A 22175-nucleotide genomic window follows, 5' to 3' on the forward strand; every position below is an offset into this window, starting at 1 on the left:
CCACTATGAGAACTGTGGATCAGAGGGCGACGCGGGGCAATTAGCGGATGCCCTAATTCATTTGGTTGTAACAGCCATGCCGTAGTAGTGAAGCCCCGAAAGCAGGCCACGCACCCAATGGTGACTTCGCGCTATCGTTGATTTTCACGGGCCAAAACTGGGCCATAGATGGGCCATAGATGGGCCAAATTTGGGCCAGAAAGCAAAACGCCCACATAAAGTGGGCGTTTGCTACCAGCCTAGAAGGCATGGATGTTGGTTGCGCGGGCAAGATTTGAACTTACGACCTTTGGGTTATGAGCCCAACGAGCTACCAGGCTGCTCCACCGCGCGATAAGTATTTATTATAGCCTATTCTGCCTTGGCCATGTCAGCCGTAGTGTCTTCCGACACATCAGGACGGTCAACCAGCTCAACCAGGGCCATGGGGGCGTTGTCACCCACGCGGAAACCCATTTTCAAGATGCGCGTGTAACCGCCGGGACGGGCCTTGTAGCGAGGGCCGAGTTCTGCAAACAGCTTGACCACCATGTCGCGATCACGGAGGCGGTCAAACGCCAGGCGCTTGTTGGCAAGCGTGGGCTCTTTGCTCAGGGTGATCATGGGCTCGACCACGCGGCGCAATTCTTTGGCCTTTGGCAGGGTGGTCTTGATGACCTCGTGCTGAAGCAGCGAGTTCATCATGTTGCGCAGCATGGCGAGGCGGTGCTCGCTGGTGCGGTTCAGTTTACGTAGTCCGTGTCCGTGTCGCATAGTGCTTCCTTTTTTAGTATCCGGGCAGCCGTATCAGGTACTGCCCGTGCGCCATCTTTCAAAGATGGTCAGTTAAAATTAACGCTTGTCGAGGCCTGCAGGAGGCCAGCTTTCAAGCCGCATACCCAATGTCAGGCCCCGGGAGGCCAGAACTTCCTTGATCTCGTTGAGAGATTTACGTCCCAGATTGGGGGTCTTCAGCAACTCGTTTTCAGTACGCTGAATCAGATCGCCAATGTAGTAAATATTTTCCGCCTTCAGGCAGTTCGCAGAGCGCACAGTGAGTTCGAGCTCATCAACCGGACGCAGCAAGATGGGATCAAACTGCTGCGAGCTGCGCTGTACGGGCGCATCAAAAGCCGCCAGTTCATTGCCTTCCAGTTGCGCAAACACCGCAAGCTGCTCCACCAGAATTTTAGCCGACGCGCGTACGGCATCCTCAGCAGTCACCGCACCATTGGTTTCGATTTCAAGCACCAGCTTATCCAGGTCGGTGCGCTGCTCGACGCGGGCGCTTTCGACGGTGTAGCTCACGCGCTTGACCGGAGAAAACGACGCATCCAGCACGATACGGCCAATCGACTTTGGCGATTCGTCGCCATAGCGGCGCATGGTACCGGGAACGTAGCCGCGGCCATTCTCAACCTTGATCTGCATGTCGATCTTGCCGCCATGCGACAGATTGACGATGACATGCTCAGGGTTGATGATTTCCACGTCATGCGGCGTCTGGATGTCAGCAGCAGTGACAGGGCCTTCGCCGTCTTTGCGCAGGCTCAGTGTGACTTCATCACGGTTGTGCAGCTTGAAGACGACCCCCTTCAGGTTCAGCAGGATGTTGACGACATCTTCCTGGACGCCGTCAATCGAAGAGTACTCGTGCAACACACCGGCGATAGTCACTTCGGTGGCGGCATGGCCAACCATGGACGACAGCAGGACGCGGCGAAGCGCGTTCCCCAGCGTATGGCCGTAACCCCGCTCAAACGGCTCCAGCGTCACCTTGGCACGGTTGGTGCCAAGCTGCTCTACATTGATAGTTTTTGGTTTCAACAAATTAGTCTGCATGGAGTCTTCCTCTCAATACCCTCGGTTCGTTACACCGATAAGGCCGGCGAAGCACACCCTGGCGATACGGTGCCCCGTATCGCAGGAACGAAATTAGCGTGAGTACAACTCGACGATCAACGATTCGTTGACGTCAGCGGCAAACTCATCGCGATCAGGCACTTTCTTGAAGGTACCTTCGCCTTTATCAGCATTCACATCCACCCATGCAGGCAAGCCGACTTGCTGAGCCAGTTGCAGCGCTTCGGTCACCCGAGTCTGCTTCTTGGACTTTTCACGCACCGCGATCACATCACCGGTCTTGACCATGTAAGACGGGATGTTGACCGAGTTGCCATTGACCGTAATGGCCTTGTGCGACACCAGTTGGCGCGCCTCAGCACGCGTGGAGCCAAAGCCCATGCGGTAAACCACGTTGTCCAGGCGCGACTCAAGAATGAACAGCAGGTTGGCACCGGTGTTGCCTTTGCGGCGATCTGCTTCTTCGAAGTAGCGACGAAACTGCTTTTCAAGAACGCCGTACATGCGCTTGACTTTTTGCTTCTCGCGCAGCTGCAGACCGAAGTCGGAGGTGCGAGTACCCGAGGTACGACCATGCTGGCCGGGCTTGGATTCAAATTTTGATTTGTCGCTGATGGCGCGGCGAGCGCTCTTCAGGAAAAGATCGGTGCCTTCACGGCGGGAAAGTTTGGCCTTGGGGCCTAGATAGCGTGCCACTTGAGTGTCCTTGTGTCATCTGCTGCATTGCTGCAGGAGCCTTCGGTAAAAAACCTGATGGCGGTGGGCTTGGCGAAAACATCTTGCGCTGGTCACTCGCAAAGCGAGCAGACCGGCAAGACAAACGTTTAAATGCGGCGGCGCTTTTGAGGGCGGCAGCCGTTGTGCGGGACGGGAGTCACGTCGGCGATCGAATTGATTCGAATGCCCAGCGCGCCCAGTGCCCGAACGGAAGACTCACGACCAGGACCGGGACCCTTGATTTCTACATCAAGGTTCTTGATGCCCTGTTCAATGGCAGCACGGCCGGCAACTTCAGAAGCAACCTGCGCTGCGAATGGAGTGGACTTGCGGGAGCCTTTGAAACCCTGACCACCGGACGAAGCCCATGACAAGGCATTGCCCTGGCGATCGGTGATGGTGATGATCGTGTTGTTGAAAGAAGCGTGGACGTGGGCAATGCCGTCGGCCACATTCTTGCGTACTTTTTTGCGGACACGTTGTGCCGCGTTATTGCTTGGTGATTTTGCCATGACGACCTCTCAATTATTTCTTCAAAGAAGCGGCGGCCTTGCGCGGACCTTTACGGGTGCGGGCATTGGTCCGGGTGCGCTGGCCGCGCATAGGCAGTCCACGGCGATGACGGAAACCGCGATAGCATCCGATGTCCATCAGGCGCTTGATGTTCATCGTGGTTTCACGACGCAAATCACCTTCGATGGTGAACAGAGCAATCTGGTCACGAATTTTTTCCAGATCACCGTCCGTCAGATCTTTGACCTTTTAGGCATAGGCAATGTCGCATGCTTCGCAGATCTTGCGAGCACGCGTGCGCCCAATGCCAAAAATAGCAGTCAAGCCGATTTCGGCGTGCTGTTGCGGCGGAATATTGATACCAGCGATACGAGCCATGTTCGTCCTCTAAATCTCTTGAAAATCAGCCTTGACGCTGCTTGTGGCGTGGGTCTGTGCAGATCACGCGAACAACGCCCTTGCGCCGGATAATTTTACAGTTGCGGCAAATTTTCTTAACCGAAGCTGAAACTCTCATTTCTTTCTCCTAAACTTTCACTCTGTGCTTACTTGGCACGGAACACAATTCGTGCACGCGATAAATCGTAAGGTGTCAACTCAACCGTCACCTTGTCACCAGGAAGTATGCGGATGTAGTGCATTCGCATTTTTCCCGAGATGTGCCCCAGTACAACATGTCCATTTTCAAGCTTGACCCGGAAAGTTGCGTTCGGGAGGTTTTCTACAACCTCACCTTGCATCTGGATCACATCGTCTTTGGACATCCCATCAACTGCCCAACGATGTCTTGAAGTTTGCCTTTTTCAGCAACGACTCATACTGTTGCGACATCATGTAGTTCTGTACCTGGGCCATGAAATCCATGGTGACCACGACAATAATCATCAACGACGTGCCGCCAAAATAGAAAGGCACGTTGTATTTCAAAATCAAAAACTCGGGCAGCAAGCACACAAACGTGATGTAGACCGCTCCCGCCAGGGTCAAGCGAACCAGAATCTTGTCAATGTACTTGGCCGTCTGATCACCGGGACGAATACCCGGCACAAAAGCACCGCTCTTTTTCAGGTTGTCTGCAGTTTCGCGGCTGTTAAACACCAGCGCGGTATAGAAAAAGCAGAAAAAGATAATCGCCGCAGCATAAAGCATCACGTAAATGGGCTGTCCTGGCGTCAGCGTCGCCGCGATGTCCTTCAACCAGCGCATGCTTTCACCTGCACTGAACCAGCCCACCACCGTTGCCGGCAGCAAAATAATCGACGAGGCGAAAATCGGGGGAATCACACCCGCCATGTTCAGCTTCAGCGGCAAATGGGAAGACTGGCCGCCGTAAACCTTGTTCCCAACCTGGCGACGCGCGTAATTCACGAGAATCTTTCGCTGCCCCCGTTCAATGAACACCACAAAGTAGGTCACCAGCACGACCACCGCAACGATGACAATCGCCACCAGGATGCTCATGGCGCCGGTGCGTACCAGCTCAAGCAGGCCACCCATGGCCCCGGGCAGTCCCGCCGCAATGCCTGCGAAAATCAGGATCGAAATGCCGTTGCCAAGACCGCGCTCGGTAATCTGTTCGCCGAGCCACATCAGAAACATCGTGCCTGCCGTCAGACTGAACACCGCCGTCATGCGAAAGCCGAAGCCCGGAACCAACACCAGACCCGGAGAGCTTTCCAGCGCCACCGCGATGCCCATAGACTGGAACAAGGCCAGCGCCAGCGTTCCGTAGCGGGTGTACTGCGTGATCTTGCGACGGCCGCTCTCACCCTCTTTTTTCATCTGTTCGAATGTCGGTACAACATTGGTGAGCAGCTGCATGATGATCGACGCCGAGATGTACGGCATGATGCCCAGGGCAAAAACCGTGAAGCGCGACAGGGCTCCGCCGGAGAACATATTGAACAGGTTCAATATGCCGCCCTGCTGACCCTTGAACAACTCCTTGAGCTGCCCAGGATCAATACCCGGGACCGGAATATGCGCACCGATGCGGTACACGACCAGCGCCAGCAGCAAAAACACAAGCCGGTTGCGCAAGTCGCCGTACTTGCCGGTTTTTGCCATTTGAGCCGAGTTGGTTGCCACTGATTGGTTCCGTCAGTTATTCAGCGATGGAGCCGCCAGCGGCTTCGATAACGGCCTTGGCACCTGCGGTCGCAGCAATGCCGTTGAGCTTGACAGCCTTGGTCAGTTCGCCAGTCTTGACGATCTTGACGTTCTTGGCCAGTTGACCGACCAATCCGGCTGTTTTCAAAGTCAGCAGGTCCACTTCGGCCAAGCCGAGTTGTTCCAACGCACCGAGAGTCACTTCCGCGTTGAACTTGAGCAGATGGGACTTGAAGCCACGCTTGGGCAAACGACGGTGCATGGGCATCTGACCGCCCTCAAAGCCGACCTTGTGGTAGCCGCCGGCGCGCGACTTCTGGCCCTTGTGGCCACGTCCAGCCGTCTTGCCCAAGCCCGAACCAATGCCGCGACCAACGCGTCGCTTGGCATGTTTTGCGCCTTGACCAGGCTTGATTCCATTCAATTCCATGATGAGTCTCCGCTCAAATAACCTTGACCAGATAACTGATCTTGTTGATCATGCCGCGCACTGCGGGCGTGTCCTGCAATTCGCTGACGCTGTTGATGCCACGCAGGCCCAGGCCACGCACGGTGGCGCGGTGGGATTCCTTGGTGCCAATCGGGCTGCGAACCAGCTGGACTTTTAATTTGGTTTCTTTGGTCATTTCAATGCCCGCCTTAACCGAAGATTTCTTCGACTGACTTGCCGCGCTTGGCGGCAATCTCGGAAGCCGTCGTGGAATTGTTCAGTGCATCCATCGTGGCGCGCACCATGTTGTAGGGGTTGCTCGAACCATGGCTTTTGGCCACGATATCGGTAATGCCCATCACTTCAAAAACAGCGCGCATTGGGCCGCCTGCAATGATGCCGGTACCCTTGGGAGCCGGCGCCATCATGACGTTGGCTGCGCCCCAGTGGCCGAATACGTTATGGTGAATCGTGCCGTTCTTCAATGACACCTTGGTCATGTTGCGGCGCGCCTCTTCCATGGCTTTTTGCACGGCTGCAGGCACTTCTTTCGATTTGCCCTTGCCCATGCCCACGCGGCCGTCACCGTCACCAACCACCGTGAGTGCGGCGAAACCGAGAATACGGCCACCCTTCACCACTTTGGTCACGCGGTTGACCGCGATCATTTTTTCCTTCAGACCATCGTCTGGAGCGTCGTTTTGCTGTTTTGCTTGAAACTTGGCCATACTTATTTCCAGTCTGCTTAGAACTGCAAACCAGCTTCGCGGGCCGCATCAGCCAGCGCTTTCACGCGGCCATGGTACGCAAAGCCGGCGCGATCAAACGCCACTTTTTCTACACCCGCTGCTTTTGCCTTTTCAGCAATGCGCTTGCCAATGGCCTGCGCAGCAGCAACGTTTCCACCTTTGCCCGAGGCGCCGATTTCCTTGCGAACTTCTACTTCTGCGGTAGAAGCAGCTGCCAGGACCTTGGTGCCGTCGCCAGAAATAACGCTGGCGTAAATGTGCAGATTGGTACGGTTCACCGTCAGACGGGCAACACCTTGCGTGGCGATGCGGATACGGGTCTGGCGTGAACGACGAAGGCGCTGCTCTTTTTTGGTCAACATGATGCAGCTCCTTATTTCTTCTTGGTTTCTTTGATCGTGATCTTCTCATCCGAATACCGGATGCCCTTGCCCTTGTAAGGCTCGGGAGGACGAACGGCGCGAACTTCGGCGGCAATCTGGCCGACGCGTTGACGATCCGAACCCTTGATCACCACCTCGGTGGGCGTAGGGGTTGCAACCTGAATACCAGCCGGCATGTCCATCACCACGGGGTGAGAGTAGCCAACCGTCAGATTCAGCTTGGCGCCCTGCGCCTGGGCTTTGTAACCCACGCCAACCAGGCTCAGCTTCTTCTCGAAGCCCTTGGTCACACCGGTGACCATGTTGTTCACGAGTTGACGCATCGTGCCACTCATGGCATTGGCTTCACGGGATTCGTTGGCCGGCACAAAGGTCAGCTTGCCGTCATCGTTCTTGATGGTGACGAGTGCATTTTGTGTCAGCGCCAGGGTGCCAAGGGTACCCTTGACATTGATTTGATCACTTTTGATGACCACGTCCACGCCCTGGGGGACGGCGACGGGCATTTTTGCTACACGAGACATTTCAGTTACTCCTCAATGTCGCCGTCAGGCCACGTAGCACAGCACTTCACCACCGATGCCGGTAGCGCGTGCCTTGCGATCCGTCATGACACCCTGTGGCGTCGTGACAATTGCCACACCCAGGCCATTCATGACCTGAGGGATGGCACCATGGCCTTTGTAGACGCGAAGGCCCGGGCGGCTGACGCGCTCTATGCGCTCAATCACGGGGCGACCTGCGTAATACTTCAGGGCGATTTCCAGCTGGGATTTGCCATCAGCCGTCTTGACAGAAAAGCCATCGATGTAGCCCTCGTCCTTCAAGACCTGCGCAATGGCAACTTTGACTTTTGAAGACGGCACCAGCACAACAGCTTTTTCAACCATTTGTGCATTGCGGATGCGCGTCAGCATGTCGGCGATAGGATCACTCATACTCATTTGCGGTTCTCCTATTGCTTACCAGCTTGCCTTGGTGATACCAGGGATATCACCAGCAAAAGCCAATTCACGAATCTTGGCGCGAGCCAGACCGAATTGACGGAACGTGCCACGCGGACGACCCGTGATCGCGCAGCGGTTGCGCTGGCGGGTCGGATTCGCGTTGCGGGGCAACTTTTGCAACTCCAGACGGGCCAAAGCGCGCTCTTCATCGGAGCGCTTGGCGTCATTCGACGTTGCCTTGAGTTCTGCGTATTTCTTGGCGAACTTGGCGGCGAGTTTCTCGCGCTTCAGTTCACGTTGCAGCAATGCTTGTTTTGCCATGTCCCGCCTCAGTTCTTGAACGGAAAACGGAAGGCGGTGAGAAGCGCTTTGCACTCTTCATCGGTCTTGGCCGTCGTGGTAATACTGATATTGAGACCGCGCAAGGCATCCACCTTGTCGTACTCAATCTCAGGGAAAATGATCTGCTCTTTCACGCCGATGTTGTAGTTGCCGCGACCATCAAAGGCACGACCAGAAATTCCGCGGAAGTCACGAACACGCGGCAGAGCCACGGTCACGAAACGATCGAGGAACTCATACATCTGCACGCCGCGCAGGGTCACCATGCAGCCAATCGGCAGGTCTTCGCGGATTTTGAAACCGGCGATGGCCTTCTTGGCCTTGGTAACCACCGGCCTCTGGCCGGCAATCTTGGTCATGTCGCCGACGGCGTTGTCCATGACCTTTTTGTCGGCAACCGCCTCGCTCACACCCATGTTGAGCGTGATCTTGGTGATGCGCGGCACCTGCATGGGCGTCGTGTAGCCGAATTTTTCAATCAGGGCTGGCGCGATTTTCTCGCGGTATTGATCTTGCAAGCGTGCCATGTTTATGCAGCCTTAATTTCGTCGCCGCTGGACTTGAAGACGCGCACTTTTTTGCCGTCAGCCAACAACTTGATACCAACCCGATCCGCCTTGCCCGATGCGGCATTGAAAATAGCCACATTGGATTGGTGAATCGGCATGCTTTTTTCAACGATGCCGCCGGTCGTGCCCTTGAGGGGGTTTGGCTTGGTGTGTTTTTTCACCAGGTTAATACCCTCAACCAGCACGTAGCTGTCATCCTTGCGCAGCGTGATCGTGCCGCGCTTGCCCTTATCCCGGCCGGCGATCACGATGACTTCGTCGCCTTTGCGAATCTTGTTCATGGCGTGTCCTTACAGAACTTCAGGAGCCAGGGACACGATCTTCATGAACTTTTCAGTGCGCAGTTCGCGCGTCACTGGTCCGAAGATGCGGGTGCCAATAGGCTCCAGCTTGGCGTTAAGCAACACTGCCGCGTTGCCATCGAATTTGACGAGCGAGCCATCGCCACGGCGGATGCCTTTGGCGGTGCGAACAACCACAGCACTGTAAACCTCGCCTTTTTTGACGCGGCCACGTGGAGCGGCTTCTTTAATGCTCACCTTGATGACATCACCAACGCTGGCGTACCGGCGCTTGGATCCGCCCAGCACCTTGATGCACATCACGGACTTGGCGCCCGTGTTGTCAGCAACATCGAGTTTGGATTGCGTTTGAATCATTTAATTTGTTCCCAACTTGCACCGGTATGCCGCTTTTCAAGCAGCCAAACCAATCAGTCTTGGGCCCGTCGTCCACACTGCAAACCACTTGCAATGCTTCCATTAGGCTATTTAAGTCAGAATTCTTCGCCTTTTAGAGCGAAGCCCTCGATTATTACCAGAACACACGGCCCTGTCAACTGCGCGTGGTGAAAATAATGCCAAAAATGGGCACAGAACGTCCCTGCAGCGTTTGCCGATCAGCCGCCGGCCCTGCTGCGGCGGCCCCATGCGGCAATCCAGCTCACTTGAAAAATCAGGCAAACAAGGTCTTGGCTCCCAGAACATGGGCGCATTCAGCTATCAAAACAATAGCGATTTGTTGGTCTACCCTTGCCATGCAAATCGCAGGCCACTGGCCAGGCGCCGCCGGCCCGAGGTGTTCAATTGCCGGCTTTGGGCAGGCTGAGGTATTGGTCGCAAAGCGCCAAAAAGGCGTCCAGCTGGGGGTCAGTCCCGTTTTCCTGCCGCAGCAGCTCAGCCACCTGCGGCGCCAGCGTGCGGGCCAAGGCGGCATCCAGAAACAGCAGGCGTGACCGGCGCGCCAGCACGTCCTCCACGCAGCGCGCATATTCATAGCGGGCGGCAAAACGGACCATGGCCTCGGTCAGGCCGCCTCCCAGCTGCCGGCCGGCGCCCGGCAGGATTTGCACCGCCCCGGCCTCACTTCCGTACAAATGCAGGCCGGGCACGTCACTGATCCTGTGGCTTGACGCCTGGGCGCCCACCAGTTTGAGGTGGGCCGTTGCTTTTCCGGTCCGGGCCGGCAGCAGATTGGCGCCAAAGCATTTGTCGAGGACATCCTCGGCCATGGCCCGGTAGGTGGTCCACTTGCCGCCGGTGACCGTCACCAGCCCGCTTTTGCTGACCAGTACCGTGTGCTCGCGCGACAGCGCCTGGGTGTTTCCGGCGTCGTCATCGGGCGGCTTGACCAGCGGCCGCAAGCCCACCCAGATGCTCCTGATATCGGCAGGAAGCGGCGCGCGCGTCAGGTAGCGGGCCGACTCCCTCAAGATGAAGTCAACCTCCTCCTTGAATGGCAGCGGTTCGCGCGCCAGATCGCCCCGCGGCGTGTCGGTCGTGCCCAGAATGGTCTTGCCCAGCCAGGGCACGGCAAACAGGACCCGACCGTCCTCGGTCTTGGGAATCAGCATCGCATGGTCAGTCGGCAAAAACGAGCGGTCCACCACGATATGCACGCCCTGGCTGGGCGCAACCATGGGCTGGGCCTCCCGGCCTATGGCCTGGCCATCCTGCAGGCGCAGCTGGTCCACCCAGACACCGGCCGCATTCACCACGCAACTGGCCCTGACCTCAAAGGCCTGGCCGGTTTCCTGGTCTTGCACATGCAGGCCGACCAGCTTGCCGCTTTCATGAATCAGCCCGGTGGCCGAACAGTAGTTGACCAGCAGCGCGCCCTGGCGGGCGGCACTGCGCGCCAGCGCCAGCGCCAGCCGGGCGTCGTCAAACTGGCCGTCCCAGTACTTGACGCCGCCTCGAAGGCAGCCGTTCGGGCCCTGCGACTGAACCGTGGGCAGGCAGGCCAGGGTCTCCTTCCGGCTCAGAAACTCGGTGGCGCCCAGGCCGGCCTTGCCCGCCAGCGCGTCGTACATCTTGAGGCCCACGCCATAAAAAGGGGCCTCCCAGAATTTATAGGAGGGCATGACAAAAGGCAGAGGCTGTGCCAGATGCGGCGCATTGGCCAGCAGCGTCGTGCGCTCGTGCAGGGCCTCGCGCACCAGAGAAATATTGCCCTGGGCCAGGTAACGCACCCCGCCATGCACCAGCTTGGTGGCACGGGACGAGGTGCCCTTGGCAAAGTCATGCGACTCAACCAGCACCACGGAAAAACCGCGCGCCGCCGCATCAAGCGCCACGCCCAGGCCAGTCGCACCGCCACCAATAATGGCCAGGTCGTAATGACGCGGCTCGGCCAGGCGGTCTATCAACTCCTTGCGCCGTGTGGGCGCCGGTGCCGGCAAGGATTCATTCGTCATGGGCAACACAACCCGTTGTCATAACCCGTTGTCATAAAAATCCGTCTTTAGTTGCCCTGGGATTGCTCAGCGTGCTCCAGCGGCACGGCAGTCTGTTGCCCCCAGGCGAGACCGGACCGCAGATACTTCAGCACCTGCGGCCGGTCCGGTTACGGATTAGCGAACTTTTCCGTCTTTCCAGGCTTGCAGCAACTTGTCGTAGTTGATGGTTTCGCCTTTTGGCTTTTCGTTAGCCAGCTTGGCCCAGGGAGCCGCCTTGTCGCTCAGGTATTTGGCCGGGTCACCCTTGGGATTGAGCTTGGGCGCGCAGTGAGCCATGCCGGCGCGCTCCAGGCGGCCCATCACGTTGTCCATCTCTTCGGCCAGGTTGTCCATCGCCTTTTGCGGGGTCTTCTCACCCGTCACGGCCTCGGCCACGTTCTTCCACCAGAGCTGCGCGAGCTTGGGGTAGTCGGGCACGTTGGTGCCGGTCGGCGTCCAGGCCACGCGGGCCGGACTGCGGTAGAACTCGACCAGGCCGCCCAGCTTGGGCGCCAGGTCGGTCATCGCCTTGGACTGGATGTCGCTCTCGCGGATCGGCGTCAGGCCAACAATGGTCTTCTTGAGCGACGTGGTCTTGGCGGTAATGAACTGCGCATAGAGCCAGGCCGCAGCGGTCTTGTTGGCGTCGTGGTTCGCAAAAAAGGTCCAGGAGCCTACATCCTGGTAACCGTTTTGCATGCCCTGCTTCCAGTAGGGGCCGTTAGGGCCGGGCGCCATGCGCCACTTGGGCGTGCCATCCGCATTGACCACCGGCAGGCCCGGTTTGGTCATGTCGGCGGTAAAGGCGGTGTACCAGAAGATCTGCTGCGCAATCTGGCCCTGGGCCGGAACCGGGCCGGCCTCGCCAAAGGTCATGCCGGTGGCCTCCTTCGGTGCGTACTTCTTCATCCAGTCCACGTATTTCGTCAGCGCATAGACCGCCGCCGGTGAATTGGTGGCGCCGCCGCGCGAAACCGATGCGCCTACGGGTGTGCACTTGTCGGCGCCCACGCGAATCCCCCACTCGTCGACCGGCATGCCATTGGGAATGCCGACGTCGGCAGTACCCGCCATCGACAGCCACGCATCGGTAAAGCGCCAGCCCAGCGACGGGTCTTTCTTGCCGTAGTCCATGTGACCGTAAATGGGCTTGCCGTCGATGGTCTTCACGTCGTTGGTGAAGAATTCGGCGATGTCCTCGTAGGCGCTCCAGTTCAGCGGCACACCCAGGTCGTAACCGTACTTGGCCTTGAACTTGTCCTTCAGGTCCTGCCGTGCAAACAAGTCGGCGCGAAACCAGTACAGGTTGGCGAACTGCTGGTCGGGCAACTGATAAAGCTTCTTGTCGGGCGCGGTCGTGAAGCTGGTGCCAATAAAGTCCTTCAGATCCAGCCCGGGGTTGGTCCACTCCTTGCCCTTGCCGGCCATGTAGTCGGTCAGGTTCATGATCTTGCCGTAGCGGTAGTGGGTGCCTATCAGGTCGGAGTCGCTGATCCAGCCGTCGTAAATGGACTTGCCGGACTGCATCGACGTCTGCAGCTTTTCAACCACGTCGCCCTCCTGGATCAGGTCGTGCTTGACCTTGATGCCGGTGATTTCCTCAAACGCCTTGGCCAGCGTCTTCGATTCGTACTCGTGCGTGGTGATGGTTTCGGAGACGACCGAGATCTCCTTCACGCCCTTGGCCTGCAGTTTTTTGGCGGCGTCGATAAACCACTTCATCTCGGCCGTTTGCTGGTCTTTACTCAGGGTGGAAGGCTGAAATTCGCTGTCGATCCATTTCTTGGCGGCGGCCTCGTCGGCCCAGCTGGGTCCGGCCATCACGCAGGCAGCGGCCAGCGCCAGTGCCGTATGACGGGTTTTTAGCATCTTCATGACTTGTCTCCTCATGGGTTCACTCCCCGTTGATATAGGCTTGTTCGGCTCCGGGGAAGAATGAGCCGGATTCCTTTCCTCTCAAAACTAACCCTTGCGCATGATCCACACCAGCAAAACCATCGACAGCACAAAGCTGATCCAGATCGACGGGTCGGCTTCCAGGTTGAACCAGCCCGCCAGCTTGCCGCTGATGCCGACAAAAACCAGGTTGACATAGCCCGCGCTCAGCAGGCCAATGAAAAGGCGGTCGCCACGGGTGGTCTCGATCGGCAGAAAGCCGCGCGTCAGCCGGGTCGGGGACTTGATCTCCCACAGCGTCATGCCCACCAGCATCAGCACAATGCAGCTGAAAAATACGGCGACCGGTGTCGTCCAGGCCATCCACTCAAACATATCCATCCTCCAGACTGTCCAATACACAGGTCGCATCTGCCCAGGCTGACGCCGCCGATCCGGCTTTGCCGGCCTGCTGGCGCCGCCCCTCGAGGGGATGCGCCAAAGGCGCTTCGGGGAGCCTCACACCCTGCCCATCGCGAAACCCTTGGCGATGTAGTTGCGCACAAACCAGATCACGATGGCGCCGGGCACGATGGTCAGCACACCGGCCGCTGCCAGCGTGGCCCAGTCCATGCCCGAAGCCGAGACGGTACGCGTCATGGTCGCCACAATCGGCTTGGCATTGACGCTGGTCAGGGTACGCGCCAGCAGCAGCTCCACCCAGCTGAACATGAAGCAGAAGAAGGCCGCCACGCCGACACCGGCCTTGATCAGCGGCAGAAAAATCCGGACGAAAAACTTCGGAAACGAGTAACCGTCGATATAGGCGGTTTCATCAATCTCGCGCGGAATGCCGCTCATGAAGCCTTCCAGAATCCAGACCGCCAGCGGCACATTGAACAGCAGGTGCGCCAGCGCCACGGCCAGGTGCGTGTCCATCAGGCCCACCGTCGTGTAGAGCTGGAAGAAGGGCAGCAAAAACACCGCTGGCGGCGTCATGCGGTTGGTCAGCAGCCAGAAAAACACATGCTTGTCGCCCAGAAAGCTGTAGCGGGAGAACGCATAGGCCGCAGGCAGCGCCACGGCAATCGAAATCACTGTGTTGATGGCCACGTAAATCAGGCTATTGATGTAGCCCGAATACCAGGACGGGTCGGTGAAGATGGTCTTGTAGTTGTCCCAGGTGAAATGCTGGGGGAAAAACGAAAAGCTCGACAAAATCTCGCCGTTCGTCTTGAAGCTCATGTTGACCATCCAGTAGATGGGCAACAGGGCAAAGACGATGTAGGCAATCAGGAACAGCGTTCGCGCCTGAAATTTTGGCTTAGACATGTTGCCCCCACGCTCTGCACTTCGTGTCGTCACTGCCCCCCGAGGGGCCGCGAGCTTGCTTGGGTCGGCCCGGCGTTGCGCTCATTGCTCACCTTCTTTCTCTTGGGTGCCGACGCGCTGCATCCAGTTGTACAAGATGAAGCACAGCAGCAGGATGATTAAAAAGTAAATCAGCGAGAAGGCCGCGGCCGGGCCAAGGTCAAACTGGCCGACCGCTTTTTGCGTCAGGTACTGCGACAGGAAGGTCGTTGAATTGCCCGGCCCACCGCCCGTCAGCACAAAGGGTTCGGTGTAAATCATGAAGCTGTCCATGAAGCGCAGCAGCACGGCAATCATCAGCACGCCGCGCATTTTGGGCAACTGGATGTAGCGCAGCACCGCAAACTTGCTGGCGCCGTCGATGCGCGCCGCCTGGTAGTAGGCGTCGGGAATCGAGCGCAGGCCGGCGTAGCAGAGCAAGGCCACCAGCGGCGTCCAGTGCCACACATCCATCAGCAGCACCGTGGCCCAGGCGTGGGCGGCGTTGCCGGTGTAGCTGTAGTCAAAGCCCATCTTCTGCAGCATCGCACCCAGCAGGCCAATGTCGGAACGGCCATAGATTTGCCAGATGGTGCCCACCACATTCCAGGGAATCAGCAGCGACAGCGCCACCAGCACCAGCACCAGCGACGCTTTCCAGCCCTGCGCGGGCATGGACAGCGCCAGCGCGATGCCCAGCGGTATCTCGATCGCCAGCACCGCCAGCGAGAAGGTCAGTTGCCGCCACAGCGCGGCATGCAGGTCTTCGTCGCGCATGACGGCGGCAAACCACTCGGTGCCTACAAACACGCGCCGCTCGGGCGAGATGATGTCCTGCACCGAATAATTCACCACCGTCATCAGCGGCAGGATGGCCGAAAACGCCACGCAGATGATGACGGGCAGCACCAGCAGCCAGGCCTTCTGGTTCACGGGTTTGGTTGTCGTGCTCATGGATTGTCCCCAACGCTTGTGACGGCGTGTACTGCGCTCATGCGGCCACCAATTCTTCGTTCACATAAAAACAGGTGTGCGGCCCCATGATGCGCAGCCACACCGTTTCACCCACCTGCGGCACCGCCGCCTCGGGCTTGAGCCTGGCTTTCAGGGTGTGCTCGCCAATCGTGGCGGTCAGCATCACATGGGTGCCGATGTCCTGAACCAGGCTCACCTTGAAGGGCAGCGCCACCGGGTCGCCGGCCGTGGTCTGGTCCACATACTCCGGGCGAACCCCCACTTTGAGTTCGCCGTCCGGCATGGCTCGGTCGGCCGGCAGCGCCAGCGGCACACCGGCCACCTGCATCAGCCCGTCCCGCACCGTGGCGGGCAAAAAGTTCATGCCCGGCGAACCGATGAAATGCCCGACAAAGGTGTGGCTGGGTTTTTCAAACAAGGCGTCGGCCGAACCGGTCTGCACCGCCCGGCCGCGCGTCATCACGACCACTTCCTCGGCGAAGGTCAGCGCCTCGACCTGGTCGTGCGTCACATAAATCAGGGTCAGCTTGAGCTCGTGGTGAATCTGCTTGAGCTTGCGCCGCAGCTGCCATTTGAGGTGCGGGTCAATCACCGTGAGCGGCTCGTCAAACAGCACCGCCGACACATCGGGCCGCACCAGACCCCGGCCCAGCGAGATTTTTTGCTTGGCATCGGCCGCCAGGCCAGAGGCCCGGTGATTGAGCTGGCCGCTCATGTCCAGCATCTCGGCAATTTCGCCCACGCGTTTTTTGATCTGCGCTTCGGGCACGCCGCGATTGCGCAAGGGAAAAGCCAGGTTTTCGGCCACCGTCATGGTGTCGTAGATCACCGGGAACTGGAACACCTGGGCAATATTGCGTTGCTGGGGCGAGGCCAGCGTCACGTCCACGCCATCAAACTTCACCGTGCCCTGCGACGGCACGAGCAGGCCCGACATGATGTTGAGCATGGTGGTTTTGCCGCAGCCCGACGGGCCCAGCAAGGCATAGGCCCCGCCATCGCGAAAGCTCATTTTCAGCGGCAGCAAGGCGTAGTCGCTGTCCTGCCGCGGATTGGCCCGGTAGGCATGGGCCAGATCAAGATCAATACGCGCCATTTAACGCCCTCCTTTGCGCACCGGCGCCACCAGCAGCGCTCCGGCCGCATCAAACACATAGGCCTGAGCCGGGTCCAGGTAGAGCGTCAGCGCGGCACCGAGGTCAAAGTAATGCACCCCCGTCAGCTGGGCCACCAGCTCGCCCACCGGGGTGGCAACGTGCACAAAGGTGTCGGACCCGGAAATCTCGGCCAGCTCGACCGTGCCTGTCAACACCACATCCCCCGGGCGGGCCTTGATGCGCAGCGCGCTGCCGCGAATGCCGGCCGTCAGCGTCGCCAGACGCTCGGCGGACACGGCCGGCAGGTTCATCTGCAGGGCCGGGCCGCCGACCAGTTGCACGCCCTGCGCGGCCGGCAGTGCCGCCATCAGGTTCATCGGCGGGTCACTGAAGGCGCGTGCCACGCGCAGCGACTGGGGTGAGTGAAACACCTCGGCCGTGGTCCCGTATTGCAGCAGCTCACCGCCGTCCATCACGGCGGTATGGCCGCCCAACAGCAAGGCCTCGCCGGGCTCGGTGGTGGCGTAAATCACGGTCGAATCGCCGGCCGCAAACAGCTGGGTCAGCTCCTCGCGCAGCTCTTCGCGCAGCTTGTAGTCCAGATTCACCAGCGGCTCATCGAGCAGCATCAGCGGCGCGCCCTTGGCCAGTGCGCGCGCCAGCGCCACGCGCTGCTGCTGCCCGCCCGACAGCTCGGCCGGCAGTCGGTCCAGAAACATCTCAATATGCAGGCGCCCGGACAGGCTGCGCACCTGCTGCTCGATGTTGGGCTCGCCGCGCAGCTTGAGCGGCGAGGCAATGTTGTCAAACACCTTGAGCGAGGGGTAATTGATGAACTGCTGGTAGACCATGGCGACGTTGCGTTCGCGCACCGGCATGCCGGTGACGTTCGCGTTGTCCACCAGCACCCGACCCTTGCTGGGCACATCGAGCCCGGCCATGATGCGCATCAGGCTGGTCTTGCCGGCCTGGGTGGCGCCCAGCAACACGGTGACCTCGCCGCTGCGCGGCGCCAGGCTCATCTCGTACAGCCATTGCTCCGCGCCCACCTTCTTGCTGATGTGGTCCAGTGACAGCTGCATCACGCGGCTCCGGTCAAAACGTAGCCGCCGCGCACACCCGCAGGCAGCGCCGGAGCCGAAAGGAAGGAAAGGGTAAACAACAAGGGCGCTCCGGGCAGGTTTTCGTCAAAGTTCGAATTTATTCTATTTTTGTTCCTTTTTGTTTGTTTTTACTACTAGTTTTCCCTTAGTCGCTTCCTTTTGATTCGTTATAGAGTGTGGAACACTCCCGACATGCGGATCCACGTGAATTCCAATCCCCGGCAAATCAAGCTGCTTGACTTCGTGCGCGCCCACGGCTCGGCCTCGGTGGAGCAGCTCGCGGAAAAGCTCGATGTCACCCTGCAGACGGTGCGGCGCGACGTGCAGCGCCTGGCCGACGCCGGTTTGCTGGCCCGCTTTCATGGCGGCGTGCGGGTGCCCAGTTCCACCGTTGAAAACATCGCGCACCAGCAACGCAAAAGCCTGAGCGCCGAAGGCAAGGCGCGCATTGCCCGCGCCGTGGCGCTGCGGGTGCCCAACGACTGCTCGCTGATCCTCAACATCGGCACCACCACCGAGGCCGTCGCCAAGGCCCTGCTGCACCACAAGGGCCTGCGCGTCATCACCAACAACCTGAACGTGGCCGAAATCCTGTGCGGCAATTCCGACTGCGAGGTCATCGTGGCCGGCGGCGTGGTGCGCCCGCGTGACCGCGGCATCGTGGGCGAGGCGACGGTTGACTTCATCCGCCAGTTCCGGGTCGACATTGCCGTCATCGGCATCTCAGGCATAGAGCCCGATGGTTCGCTGCGCGACTTTGACTACCGCGAGGTCAAGGTGGCCCAGGCCATCATTGCGCACGCGCGCGAGGTCTGGCTGGCCGCCGACAGCAGCAAGTTCAACCGCCCGGCCATGGTCGAGCTGGCCCGGCTGTCGCAGATCGACCGGCTGTTTACCGACAAGGCCCCGCCCGAACCGTTTCCGGCCCTGCTGGAAGAAGCCAACGTCAGCTGCGAAGTCGCCCACGCCTGACGCGACATTGCCCGATTTACCTTCCGCCCTCTTTTTCTGCCCCCAACGCCATGACCTACCTGCTCGCCCTGGACCAGGGCACCTCCAGCTCCCGCAGCATCGTGTTTGACGAGGCCGGCCACATCGTGGCCCAGGCCCAGGTCGAATTGCCGCAGATCTACCCCAAACCGGGCTGGGTCGAGCATGACCCGATGGAAATCTGGCGCACCCAGCTGGCCACCGCGCGCGAGGCGCTGGCCAAGGCCGGCCTCAAAGCCAGCGCCATCCGCGCCCTGGGCATCACCAACCAGCGCGAAACCACCGTGGTCTGGAACCGCGCCACCGGCCAGCCGATTCACCACGCCATCGTCTGGCAGGACCGCCGCGCCGAAGCCACCTGCGCACAGCTGCGTGAGCAGGGCAAGGAAGCGCTGATCCAGGCCAAAACCGGCCTGCTGGTGGATGCCTATTTTTCGGGCACCAAGCTCAAGTGGCTGCTCGACAACGTGCCCGGCGCGCGCGCCCAGGCCGAACGCGGCGAACTGGCTTTTGGCACCATAGACAGCTGGCTGATGTGGCAGCTGACCGGCGGCGCGCTGCACGCCACCGACGTCAGCAACGCCTCCCGCACCATGGTCTTCAATGTCCACAGCAACCAGTGGGATGCCGAGCTGCTGGCCCTGCTGGACCTTCCGGCCTCGCTGATGCCCCGCGTGCTGCCGTCCAGCGCGCACTTTGGTGAAGTGCGGCCCGAACTGCTGGGCAGTGCCATCACCATTGGCGGTGTCGCCGGCGACCAGCAGAGCGCGCTGTTTGGCCAGGCCTGCTTCAGGGAAGGCATGGCCAAGAACACCTATGGCACCGGCTGCTTCATGCTGATGCACACCGGCAACAATTTTCAGACCTCGCACAACGGCCTGCTGACCACCAGCGCCGCGCAGACCACGGCGCAGACCGAGTTTGCCATTGAAGGCAGCGTGTTTGTGGGCGGCGCCGTGGTGCAGTGGCTGCGCGACGGCCTGCACGCCATCCAGGGCAGCGGCGAGGTGCAGGCGCTGGCGCAAAGCGTGCCCGACTCGGGCGGCGTGATGATGGTGCCGGCCTTCACCGGCCTGGGCGCGCCCTACTGGAAACCCGACGCGCGCGGCACCATCACCGGGCTGACGCGCGGCACCACGGTGGCCCATATTGCGCGCGCCGCCCTTGAAAGCATCGCCTACCAGAGCGCCGCCCTGCTGCAGGCCATGAGCCGCGACGCCGTGGCGGCCGGTGCCGCGCCGGTGTCCGAGTTGCGGGTCGATGGCGGGGCCTGCATCAACGACCTGCTGATGCAGTTTCAGGCCGATTTGCTGGGCATCCCGGTGCTGCGCCCGGCCGTGATCGAAACCACGGCACTGGGCGCGGCCTACCTGGCCGGCCTCTCCAGCGGGGTCTACGCCAGCACGCAGGAGCTGTCGGGCCTGTGGCGCGCCGAGCGAACCTTTGTGCCCACGCTGGGCGCAGACCGGGCCGCCGCGCTGATGGAACAGTGGGAGCATGCCGTGCGGCAAACGGTGCAGCCATAAGGCGCCGCCTTCGACGACAATTCGTGCTGGCAAGGCTTTCATCCACGGCACAGACATGAGCACCCTCCACCTGCACAGCCCCCCCCACACCGGCAGCAACAGCGACGCCATCGCCTTCATAGGCGGCGGCAACATGGCCAGCGCCATCATCGGCGGCCTGCTCAAGCAGGGCCTGGCCGCCAGCCAGATTCAGGTGGTCGAGCCGTTTGCCGAGCAGCGCGCCCGGCTGCTGCAACAGTTTGGCGTGGCGGTCAACGAGGCGCCGGGCGCGGCGCTGGCCAGCGCCGCTCTGGTGGTCTGGGCCGTCAAGCCGCAAACTTTCAAAGAGGCCGCGGCGCAGACCCGCGCCCACACCCAGCGCGCCCTGCACCTGAGCGTGGCGGCCGGCATCCGTTCGGACAGCATTGCGCGGTGGCTGGGCAGCGAGCGCGTGGTGCGCGCCATGCCCAACACGCCGGCCCTGGTCGGCAAGGGCATGACCGCGCTGTTCGCCCGCCCCGCCGCCAGCGCTGACGACCGGCTGGCGGTGCAACGCGTGATTAAAACCACCGGCGAGTACTTGTGGCTCAACGATGAAATCCAGCTCGACGCGGTGACCGCGCTCTCAGGCTCGGGCCCGGCCTATGTGTTTTACTTTATCGAAGCGATGGAGCAGGCCGGCCTGGACATGGGCCTGAGCCGTGCCCAGGCACACCAGCTGGCGGTGGGCACTTTTGTCGGCGCCTCGGCGCTGGCCCAGGCGTCCGAAGACCCGCCCGAAGTGCTGCGCGCCCGCGTGACGTCCAAGGGCGGCACCACTTACGCCGCGCTCACGGCCATGGACGCGGCCGGCATCAAGCCGCAATTCATGCGTGCCATCGAGGCGGCCCGGCGCCGCGCGGTGGAACTCGGTGATGAATTCGGCTCGGCCTGAGCCTCTGCCAGCCAATGTTCAAGCGATTTACCTGCCAAATAAGCCTGTAGCCCAGGTAAAACGTGCGTAGACAGCTATTAATTTAATAGCAACCGGGCGGCATCGAGAGCCATGTCAAGCCGCCAGATACGCCAGCGCAATACCGGCAAACACGGTGAACCCGAGCCAGTGATTGAGCCGAAAGGCCTTGAAGCAATCGTCACGCTCGCGCTTCCTGATCAGCCAGCCATGCCACAGCGCCTGCGCGCTGGCCACGGCAATCGCTATTAAATAGATAGCATATTGTGCAATATCGGCAAGGGCTACAGCCCAGATTGACAGGTAAAACAGGTAGCAGAGCATGATCGCGGCCACGTCAAGGCGCCCCAGCGTGATGGCCGAGGTTTTCATGCCGATCTTCAGGTCGTCGTCGCGGTCCACCATGGCGTATTCGGTGTCGTAGGCAATCACCCAGAACAGGTTGCCCAGCAGCAGAACCCAGGCCAGCAGCGGCACACGCGACTGCACGGCGGCAAACGCCATCGGGATGCCAAAGCTGAAAGCCACGCCCAGCACTGCCTGCGGCATCGACACATAGCGTTTGGCAAACGGGTACACCAGCGTGACGGCCAGCGCGGCAAACGACCAGGCAATGGTGACGGCGTTGGTCGTCAGCACCAGGCCAAACGCCAGCAGCGCCAGCACCGCGCCCAGCACCAGCGCCTGCCTGCTCGAAAGCGCGCCGCTGGTCACCGGCCGCTGCGCCGTGCGCTTGACGTGCCGGTCGAAATCCTGGTCCGCCACATCGTTGACGCAGCAGCCCGCGCTGCGCATGAGGATGGTGCCCAGCGTGAACACCACGATGAGGTGCCAGCCCGGAAAACCACCGGCCGCCAGCCACAGCGCGGACAAAGTGGGCCACAGCAGCAGCAGCCAACCCGCGGGGCGGTTCCAGCGGATCAAATCCAGGTAGAGCGAGAGCTTGGTGGAGAACAAGGAGGGCACGGAATTGCTATGAATAAAGGAGCTGCTAGCGCAATGGATACGGGG

Annotated in this window: 28 protein-coding genes, 1 tRNA gene and 1 pseudogene; 3 read left to right on the top strand and 27 right to left on the bottom strand. The window is 60.2% G+C overall.

What is annotated here, in order from left to right; all coding sequences use genetic code 11:
• Nucleotides 1-256: 256 nt before the first annotated feature.
• From RMO23_RS08245 to RMO23_RS08370, 26 genes and pseudogenes are all read right to left on the bottom strand, one after another.
• Nucleotides 257-333: transfer RNA gene (locus RMO23_RS08245), tRNA-Met, on the bottom strand.
• 18 nt (nucleotides 334-351) lie between these two features.
• Entirely contained in the window at nucleotides 352-753 is a 402-nt protein-coding gene (gene rplQ, locus RMO23_RS08250) for a 50S ribosomal protein L17 (protein WP_309680321.1), read from the bottom strand.
• Nucleotides 754-831: 78 nt separating this feature from the next.
• On the bottom strand, nucleotides 832-1821 hold the full coding sequence (locus RMO23_RS08255) for a DNA-directed RNA polymerase subunit alpha (protein ID WP_309680323.1): 990 nt from the start codon (nucleotides 1819-1821) through the stop codon (nucleotides 832-834).
• Nucleotides 1822-1914: 93 nt separating this feature from the next.
• Nucleotides 1915-2538 carry a 30S ribosomal protein S4 gene (rpsD, locus tag RMO23_RS08260; protein ID WP_309680325.1) on the bottom strand — a complete coding sequence of 208 codons (624 nt, stop codon included), beginning with the start codon at nucleotides 2536-2538 and terminating at the stop codon, nucleotides 1915-1917.
• Nucleotides 2539-2666: 128 nt separating this feature from the next.
• Entirely contained in the window at nucleotides 2667-3071 is a 405-nt protein-coding gene (gene rpsK, locus RMO23_RS08265) for a 30S ribosomal protein S11 (protein WP_007869288.1), read from the bottom strand.
• Nucleotides 3072-3084: 13 nt separating this feature from the next.
• Nucleotides 3085-3450: pseudogene (gene rpsM / locus RMO23_RS08270) on the bottom strand (30S ribosomal protein S13).
• 25 nt (nucleotides 3451-3475) lie between these two features.
• A complete protein-coding gene (gene rpmJ / locus RMO23_RS08275; protein ID WP_011481465.1) occupies nucleotides 3476-3589 on the bottom strand; it encodes a 50S ribosomal protein L36 in 114 nt (37 codons plus the stop codon).
• Nucleotides 3590-3617: 28 nt separating this feature from the next.
• Nucleotides 3618-3836: a translation initiation factor IF-1 gene (gene infA / locus RMO23_RS08280; protein WP_007869286.1), complete on the bottom strand. Its 219-nt coding sequence runs from the start codon at nucleotides 3834-3836 to the stop codon at nucleotides 3618-3620.
• A 4-nt stretch (nucleotides 3837-3840) separates the two neighbouring features.
• Entirely contained in the window at nucleotides 3841-5160 is a 1320-nt protein-coding gene (secY, locus tag RMO23_RS08285; RefSeq protein WP_309680379.1) for a preprotein translocase subunit SecY, read from the bottom strand.
• Between the two features lie 16 nt (nucleotides 5161-5176).
• Nucleotides 5177-5611 carry a 50S ribosomal protein L15 gene (gene rplO, locus RMO23_RS08290; protein ID WP_309680381.1) on the bottom strand — a complete coding sequence of 145 codons (435 nt, stop codon included), beginning with the start codon at nucleotides 5609-5611 and terminating at the stop codon, nucleotides 5177-5179.
• Nucleotides 5612-5624: 13 nt separating this feature from the next.
• A complete protein-coding gene (gene rpmD / locus RMO23_RS08295) occupies nucleotides 5625-5807 on the bottom strand; it encodes a 50S ribosomal protein L30 (RefSeq protein ID WP_309680383.1) in 183 nt (60 codons plus the stop codon).
• 13 nt (nucleotides 5808-5820) lie between these two features.
• Nucleotides 5821-6339, bottom strand: coding sequence for a 30S ribosomal protein S5 (gene rpsE / locus RMO23_RS08300; protein ID WP_309680385.1), 519 nt, complete (start codon nucleotides 6337-6339; stop codon nucleotides 5821-5823).
• 17 nt (nucleotides 6340-6356) lie between these two features.
• On the bottom strand, nucleotides 6357-6722 hold the full coding sequence (rplR, locus tag RMO23_RS08305) for a 50S ribosomal protein L18 (protein WP_007869273.1): 366 nt from the start codon (nucleotides 6720-6722) through the stop codon (nucleotides 6357-6359).
• A gap of 11 nt (nucleotides 6723-6733) precedes the next feature.
• Nucleotides 6734-7267, bottom strand: coding sequence for a 50S ribosomal protein L6 (rplF, locus tag RMO23_RS08310; protein WP_309680389.1), 534 nt, complete (start codon nucleotides 7265-7267; stop codon nucleotides 6734-6736).
• 24 nt (nucleotides 7268-7291) lie between these two features.
• Nucleotides 7292-7687: a 30S ribosomal protein S8 gene (gene rpsH, locus RMO23_RS08315; protein ID WP_309680390.1), complete on the bottom strand. Its 396-nt coding sequence runs from the start codon at nucleotides 7685-7687 to the stop codon at nucleotides 7292-7294.
• Between the two features lie 18 nt (nucleotides 7688-7705).
• Nucleotides 7706-8011 (bottom strand): 30S ribosomal protein S14, encoded by a 306-nt coding sequence (gene rpsN, locus RMO23_RS08320; protein WP_011481458.1) that lies wholly within the window; start codon nucleotides 8009-8011, stop codon nucleotides 7706-7708.
• Between the two features lie 8 nt (nucleotides 8012-8019).
• Nucleotides 8020-8559 (bottom strand): 50S ribosomal protein L5, encoded by a 540-nt coding sequence (gene rplE, locus RMO23_RS08325; RefSeq protein ID WP_309680392.1) that lies wholly within the window; start codon nucleotides 8557-8559, stop codon nucleotides 8020-8022.
• A gap of 2 nt (nucleotides 8560-8561) precedes the next feature.
• A complete protein-coding gene (rplX, locus tag RMO23_RS08330; RefSeq protein ID WP_309680394.1) occupies nucleotides 8562-8882 on the bottom strand; it encodes a 50S ribosomal protein L24 in 321 nt (106 codons plus the stop codon).
• Between the two features lie 9 nt (nucleotides 8883-8891).
• On the bottom strand, nucleotides 8892-9260 hold the full coding sequence (rplN, locus tag RMO23_RS08335) for a 50S ribosomal protein L14 (protein ID WP_007869247.1): 369 nt from the start codon (nucleotides 9258-9260) through the stop codon (nucleotides 8892-8894).
• A gap of 422 nt (nucleotides 9261-9682) precedes the next feature.
• Entirely contained in the window at nucleotides 9683-11296 is a 1614-nt protein-coding gene (locus tag RMO23_RS08340; RefSeq protein ID WP_309680400.1) for a glycerol-3-phosphate dehydrogenase/oxidase, read from the bottom strand.
• Nucleotides 11297-11452: 156 nt separating this feature from the next.
• Nucleotides 11453-13192 (bottom strand): ABC transporter substrate-binding protein, encoded by a 1740-nt coding sequence (locus tag RMO23_RS08345; RefSeq protein WP_309680402.1) that lies wholly within the window; start codon nucleotides 13190-13192, stop codon nucleotides 11453-11455.
• Nucleotides 13193-13279: 87 nt separating this feature from the next.
• Nucleotides 13280-13588 carry a DUF2160 domain-containing protein gene (locus RMO23_RS08350; RefSeq protein WP_309680404.1) on the bottom strand — a complete coding sequence of 103 codons (309 nt, stop codon included), beginning with the start codon at nucleotides 13586-13588 and terminating at the stop codon, nucleotides 13280-13282.
• Between the two features lie 123 nt (nucleotides 13589-13711).
• Nucleotides 13712-14524 (bottom strand): carbohydrate ABC transporter permease, encoded by an 813-nt coding sequence (locus tag RMO23_RS08355; protein ID WP_309680406.1) that lies wholly within the window; start codon nucleotides 14522-14524, stop codon nucleotides 13712-13714.
• Between the two features lie 81 nt (nucleotides 14525-14605).
• Complete coding sequence (locus RMO23_RS08360) at nucleotides 14606-15496, bottom strand: sugar ABC transporter permease (RefSeq protein WP_309680408.1); 891 nt, start codon at nucleotides 15494-15496, stop codon at nucleotides 14606-14608.
• Between the two features lie 37 nt (nucleotides 15497-15533).
• Complete coding sequence (locus RMO23_RS08365; protein ID WP_309680410.1) at nucleotides 15534-16613, bottom strand: ABC transporter ATP-binding protein; 1080 nt, start codon at nucleotides 16611-16613, stop codon at nucleotides 15534-15536.
• Nucleotides 16614-17696, bottom strand: a complete 1083-nt coding sequence (locus tag RMO23_RS08370; protein ID WP_309680412.1) for an ABC transporter ATP-binding protein — start codon at nucleotides 17694-17696, stop codon at nucleotides 16614-16616.
• A 225-nt stretch (nucleotides 17697-17921) separates the two neighbouring features.
• On the opposite strand from RMO23_RS08370, the gene RMO23_RS08375 reads away from it, so the two are divergent.
• Genes RMO23_RS08375 through proC form a run of 3 tightly spaced genes read left to right on the top strand, consistent with a single transcriptional unit; the run spans nucleotide 17922 to nucleotide 21146 of the window.
• Nucleotides 17922-18689: a DeoR/GlpR family DNA-binding transcription regulator gene (locus RMO23_RS08375; protein ID WP_309680414.1), complete on the top strand. Its 768-nt coding sequence runs from the start codon at nucleotides 17922-17924 to the stop codon at nucleotides 18687-18689.
• Between the two features lie 50 nt (nucleotides 18690-18739).
• Nucleotides 18740-20233 carry a glycerol kinase GlpK gene (gene glpK, locus RMO23_RS08380; protein WP_309680416.1) on the top strand — a complete coding sequence of 498 codons (1494 nt, stop codon included), beginning with the start codon at nucleotides 18740-18742 and terminating at the stop codon, nucleotides 20231-20233.
• A 55-nt stretch (nucleotides 20234-20288) separates the two neighbouring features.
• Complete coding sequence (proC, locus tag RMO23_RS08385; RefSeq protein WP_309680419.1) at nucleotides 20289-21146, top strand: pyrroline-5-carboxylate reductase; 858 nt, start codon at nucleotides 20289-20291, stop codon at nucleotides 21144-21146.
• Nucleotides 21147-21260: 114 nt separating this feature from the next.
• Here proC and ubiA read toward each other — a convergent pair whose 3' ends face one another.
• The gene (gene ubiA, locus RMO23_RS08390) at nucleotides 21261-22121 is read right to left on the bottom strand and encodes a 4-hydroxybenzoate octaprenyltransferase (protein ID WP_309680421.1); all 861 of its coding nucleotides are present in this window, start codon (nucleotides 22119-22121) and stop codon (nucleotides 21261-21263) included.
• Nucleotides 22122-22175: the final 54 nt, after the last annotated feature.

Origin of the sequence: Polaromonas sp., from assembly GCF_031411155.1 — a bacterium.
Classification (GTDB): Bacteria; Pseudomonadota; Gammaproteobacteria; order Burkholderiales; family Burkholderiaceae_C; genus Polaromonas.

Excerpts from the sequence above, each read along its gene's own strand:
- RMO23_RS08340 (WP_309680400.1), bottom strand. The coding sequence starts at position 11,296 with ATGACGAATGAATCCTTGCCGGCACCGGCGCCCACACGGCGCAAGGAG.
- rpsK (WP_007869288.1), bottom strand. The coding sequence starts at position 3,071 with ATGGCAAAATCACCAAGCAATAACGCGGCACAACGTGTCCGCAAAAAA.
- infA (WP_007869286.1), bottom strand. The coding sequence starts at position 3,836 with ATGTCCAAAGACGATGTGATCCAGATGCAAGGTGAGGTTGTAGAAAAC.
- proC (WP_309680419.1), top strand. The coding sequence starts at position 20,289 with ATGAGCACCCTCCACCTGCACAGCCCCCCCCACACCGGCAGCAACAGC.
- rplO (WP_309680381.1), bottom strand. The coding sequence starts at position 5,611 with ATGGAATTGAATGGAATCAAGCCTGGTCAAGGCGCAAAACATGCCAAG.
- RMO23_RS08360 (WP_309680408.1), bottom strand. The coding sequence starts at position 15,496 with ATGAGCACGACAACCAAACCCGTGAACCAGAAGGCCTGGCTGCTGGTG.
- rplR (WP_007869273.1), bottom strand. The coding sequence starts at position 6,722 with ATGTTGACCAAAAAAGAGCAGCGCCTTCGTCGTTCACGCCAGACCCGT.
- rplE (WP_309680392.1), bottom strand. The coding sequence starts at position 8,559 with ATGGCACGCTTGCAAGATCAATACCGCGAGAAAATCGCGCCAGCCCTG.
- RMO23_RS08345 (WP_309680402.1), bottom strand. The coding sequence starts at position 13,192 with ATGAAGATGCTAAAAACCCGTCATACGGCACTGGCGCTGGCCGCTGCC.
- glpK (WP_309680416.1), top strand. The coding sequence starts at position 18,740 with ATGACCTACCTGCTCGCCCTGGACCAGGGCACCTCCAGCTCCCGCAGC.
- rplN (WP_007869247.1), bottom strand. The coding sequence starts at position 9,260 with ATGATTCAAACGCAATCCAAACTCGATGTTGCTGACAACACGGGCGCC.
- RMO23_RS08370 (WP_309680412.1), bottom strand. The coding sequence starts at position 17,696 with ATGCAGCTGTCACTGGACCACATCAGCAAGAAGGTGGGCGCGGAGCAA.
- RMO23_RS08355 (WP_309680406.1), bottom strand. The coding sequence starts at position 14,524 with ATGTCTAAGCCAAAATTTCAGGCGCGAACGCTGTTCCTGATTGCCTAC.
- rpsN (WP_011481458.1), bottom strand. The coding sequence starts at position 8,011 with ATGGCAAAACAAGCATTGCTGCAACGTGAACTGAAGCGCGAGAAACTC.
- rpsE (WP_309680385.1), bottom strand. The coding sequence starts at position 6,339 with ATGGCCAAGTTTCAAGCAAAACAGCAAAACGACGCTCCAGACGATGGT.
- RMO23_RS08255 (WP_309680323.1), bottom strand. The coding sequence starts at position 1,821 with ATGCAGACTAATTTGTTGAAACCAAAAACTATCAATGTAGAGCAGCTT.
- rpmD (WP_309680383.1), bottom strand. The coding sequence starts at position 5,807 with ATGACCAAAGAAACCAAATTAAAAGTCCAGCTGGTTCGCAGCCCGATT.
- rpmJ (WP_011481465.1), bottom strand. The coding sequence starts at position 3,589 with ATGAGAGTTTCAGCTTCGGTTAAGAAAATTTGCCGCAACTGTAAAATT.
- rplX (WP_309680394.1), bottom strand. The coding sequence starts at position 8,882 with ATGAACAAGATTCGCAAAGGCGACGAAGTCATCGTGATCGCCGGCCGG.
- rplF (WP_309680389.1), bottom strand. The coding sequence starts at position 7,267 with ATGTCTCGTGTAGCAAAAATGCCCGTCGCCGTCCCCCAGGGCGTGGAC.
- RMO23_RS08350 (WP_309680404.1), bottom strand. The coding sequence starts at position 13,588 with ATGTTTGAGTGGATGGCCTGGACGACACCGGTCGCCGTATTTTTCAGC.
- RMO23_RS08365 (WP_309680410.1), bottom strand. The coding sequence starts at position 16,613 with ATGGCGCGTATTGATCTTGATCTGGCCCATGCCTACCGGGCCAATCCG.
- rpsH (WP_309680390.1), bottom strand. The coding sequence starts at position 7,687 with ATGAGTATGAGTGATCCTATCGCCGACATGCTGACGCGCATCCGCAAT.
- rplQ (WP_309680321.1), bottom strand. The coding sequence starts at position 753 with ATGCGACACGGACACGGACTACGTAAACTGAACCGCACCAGCGAGCAC.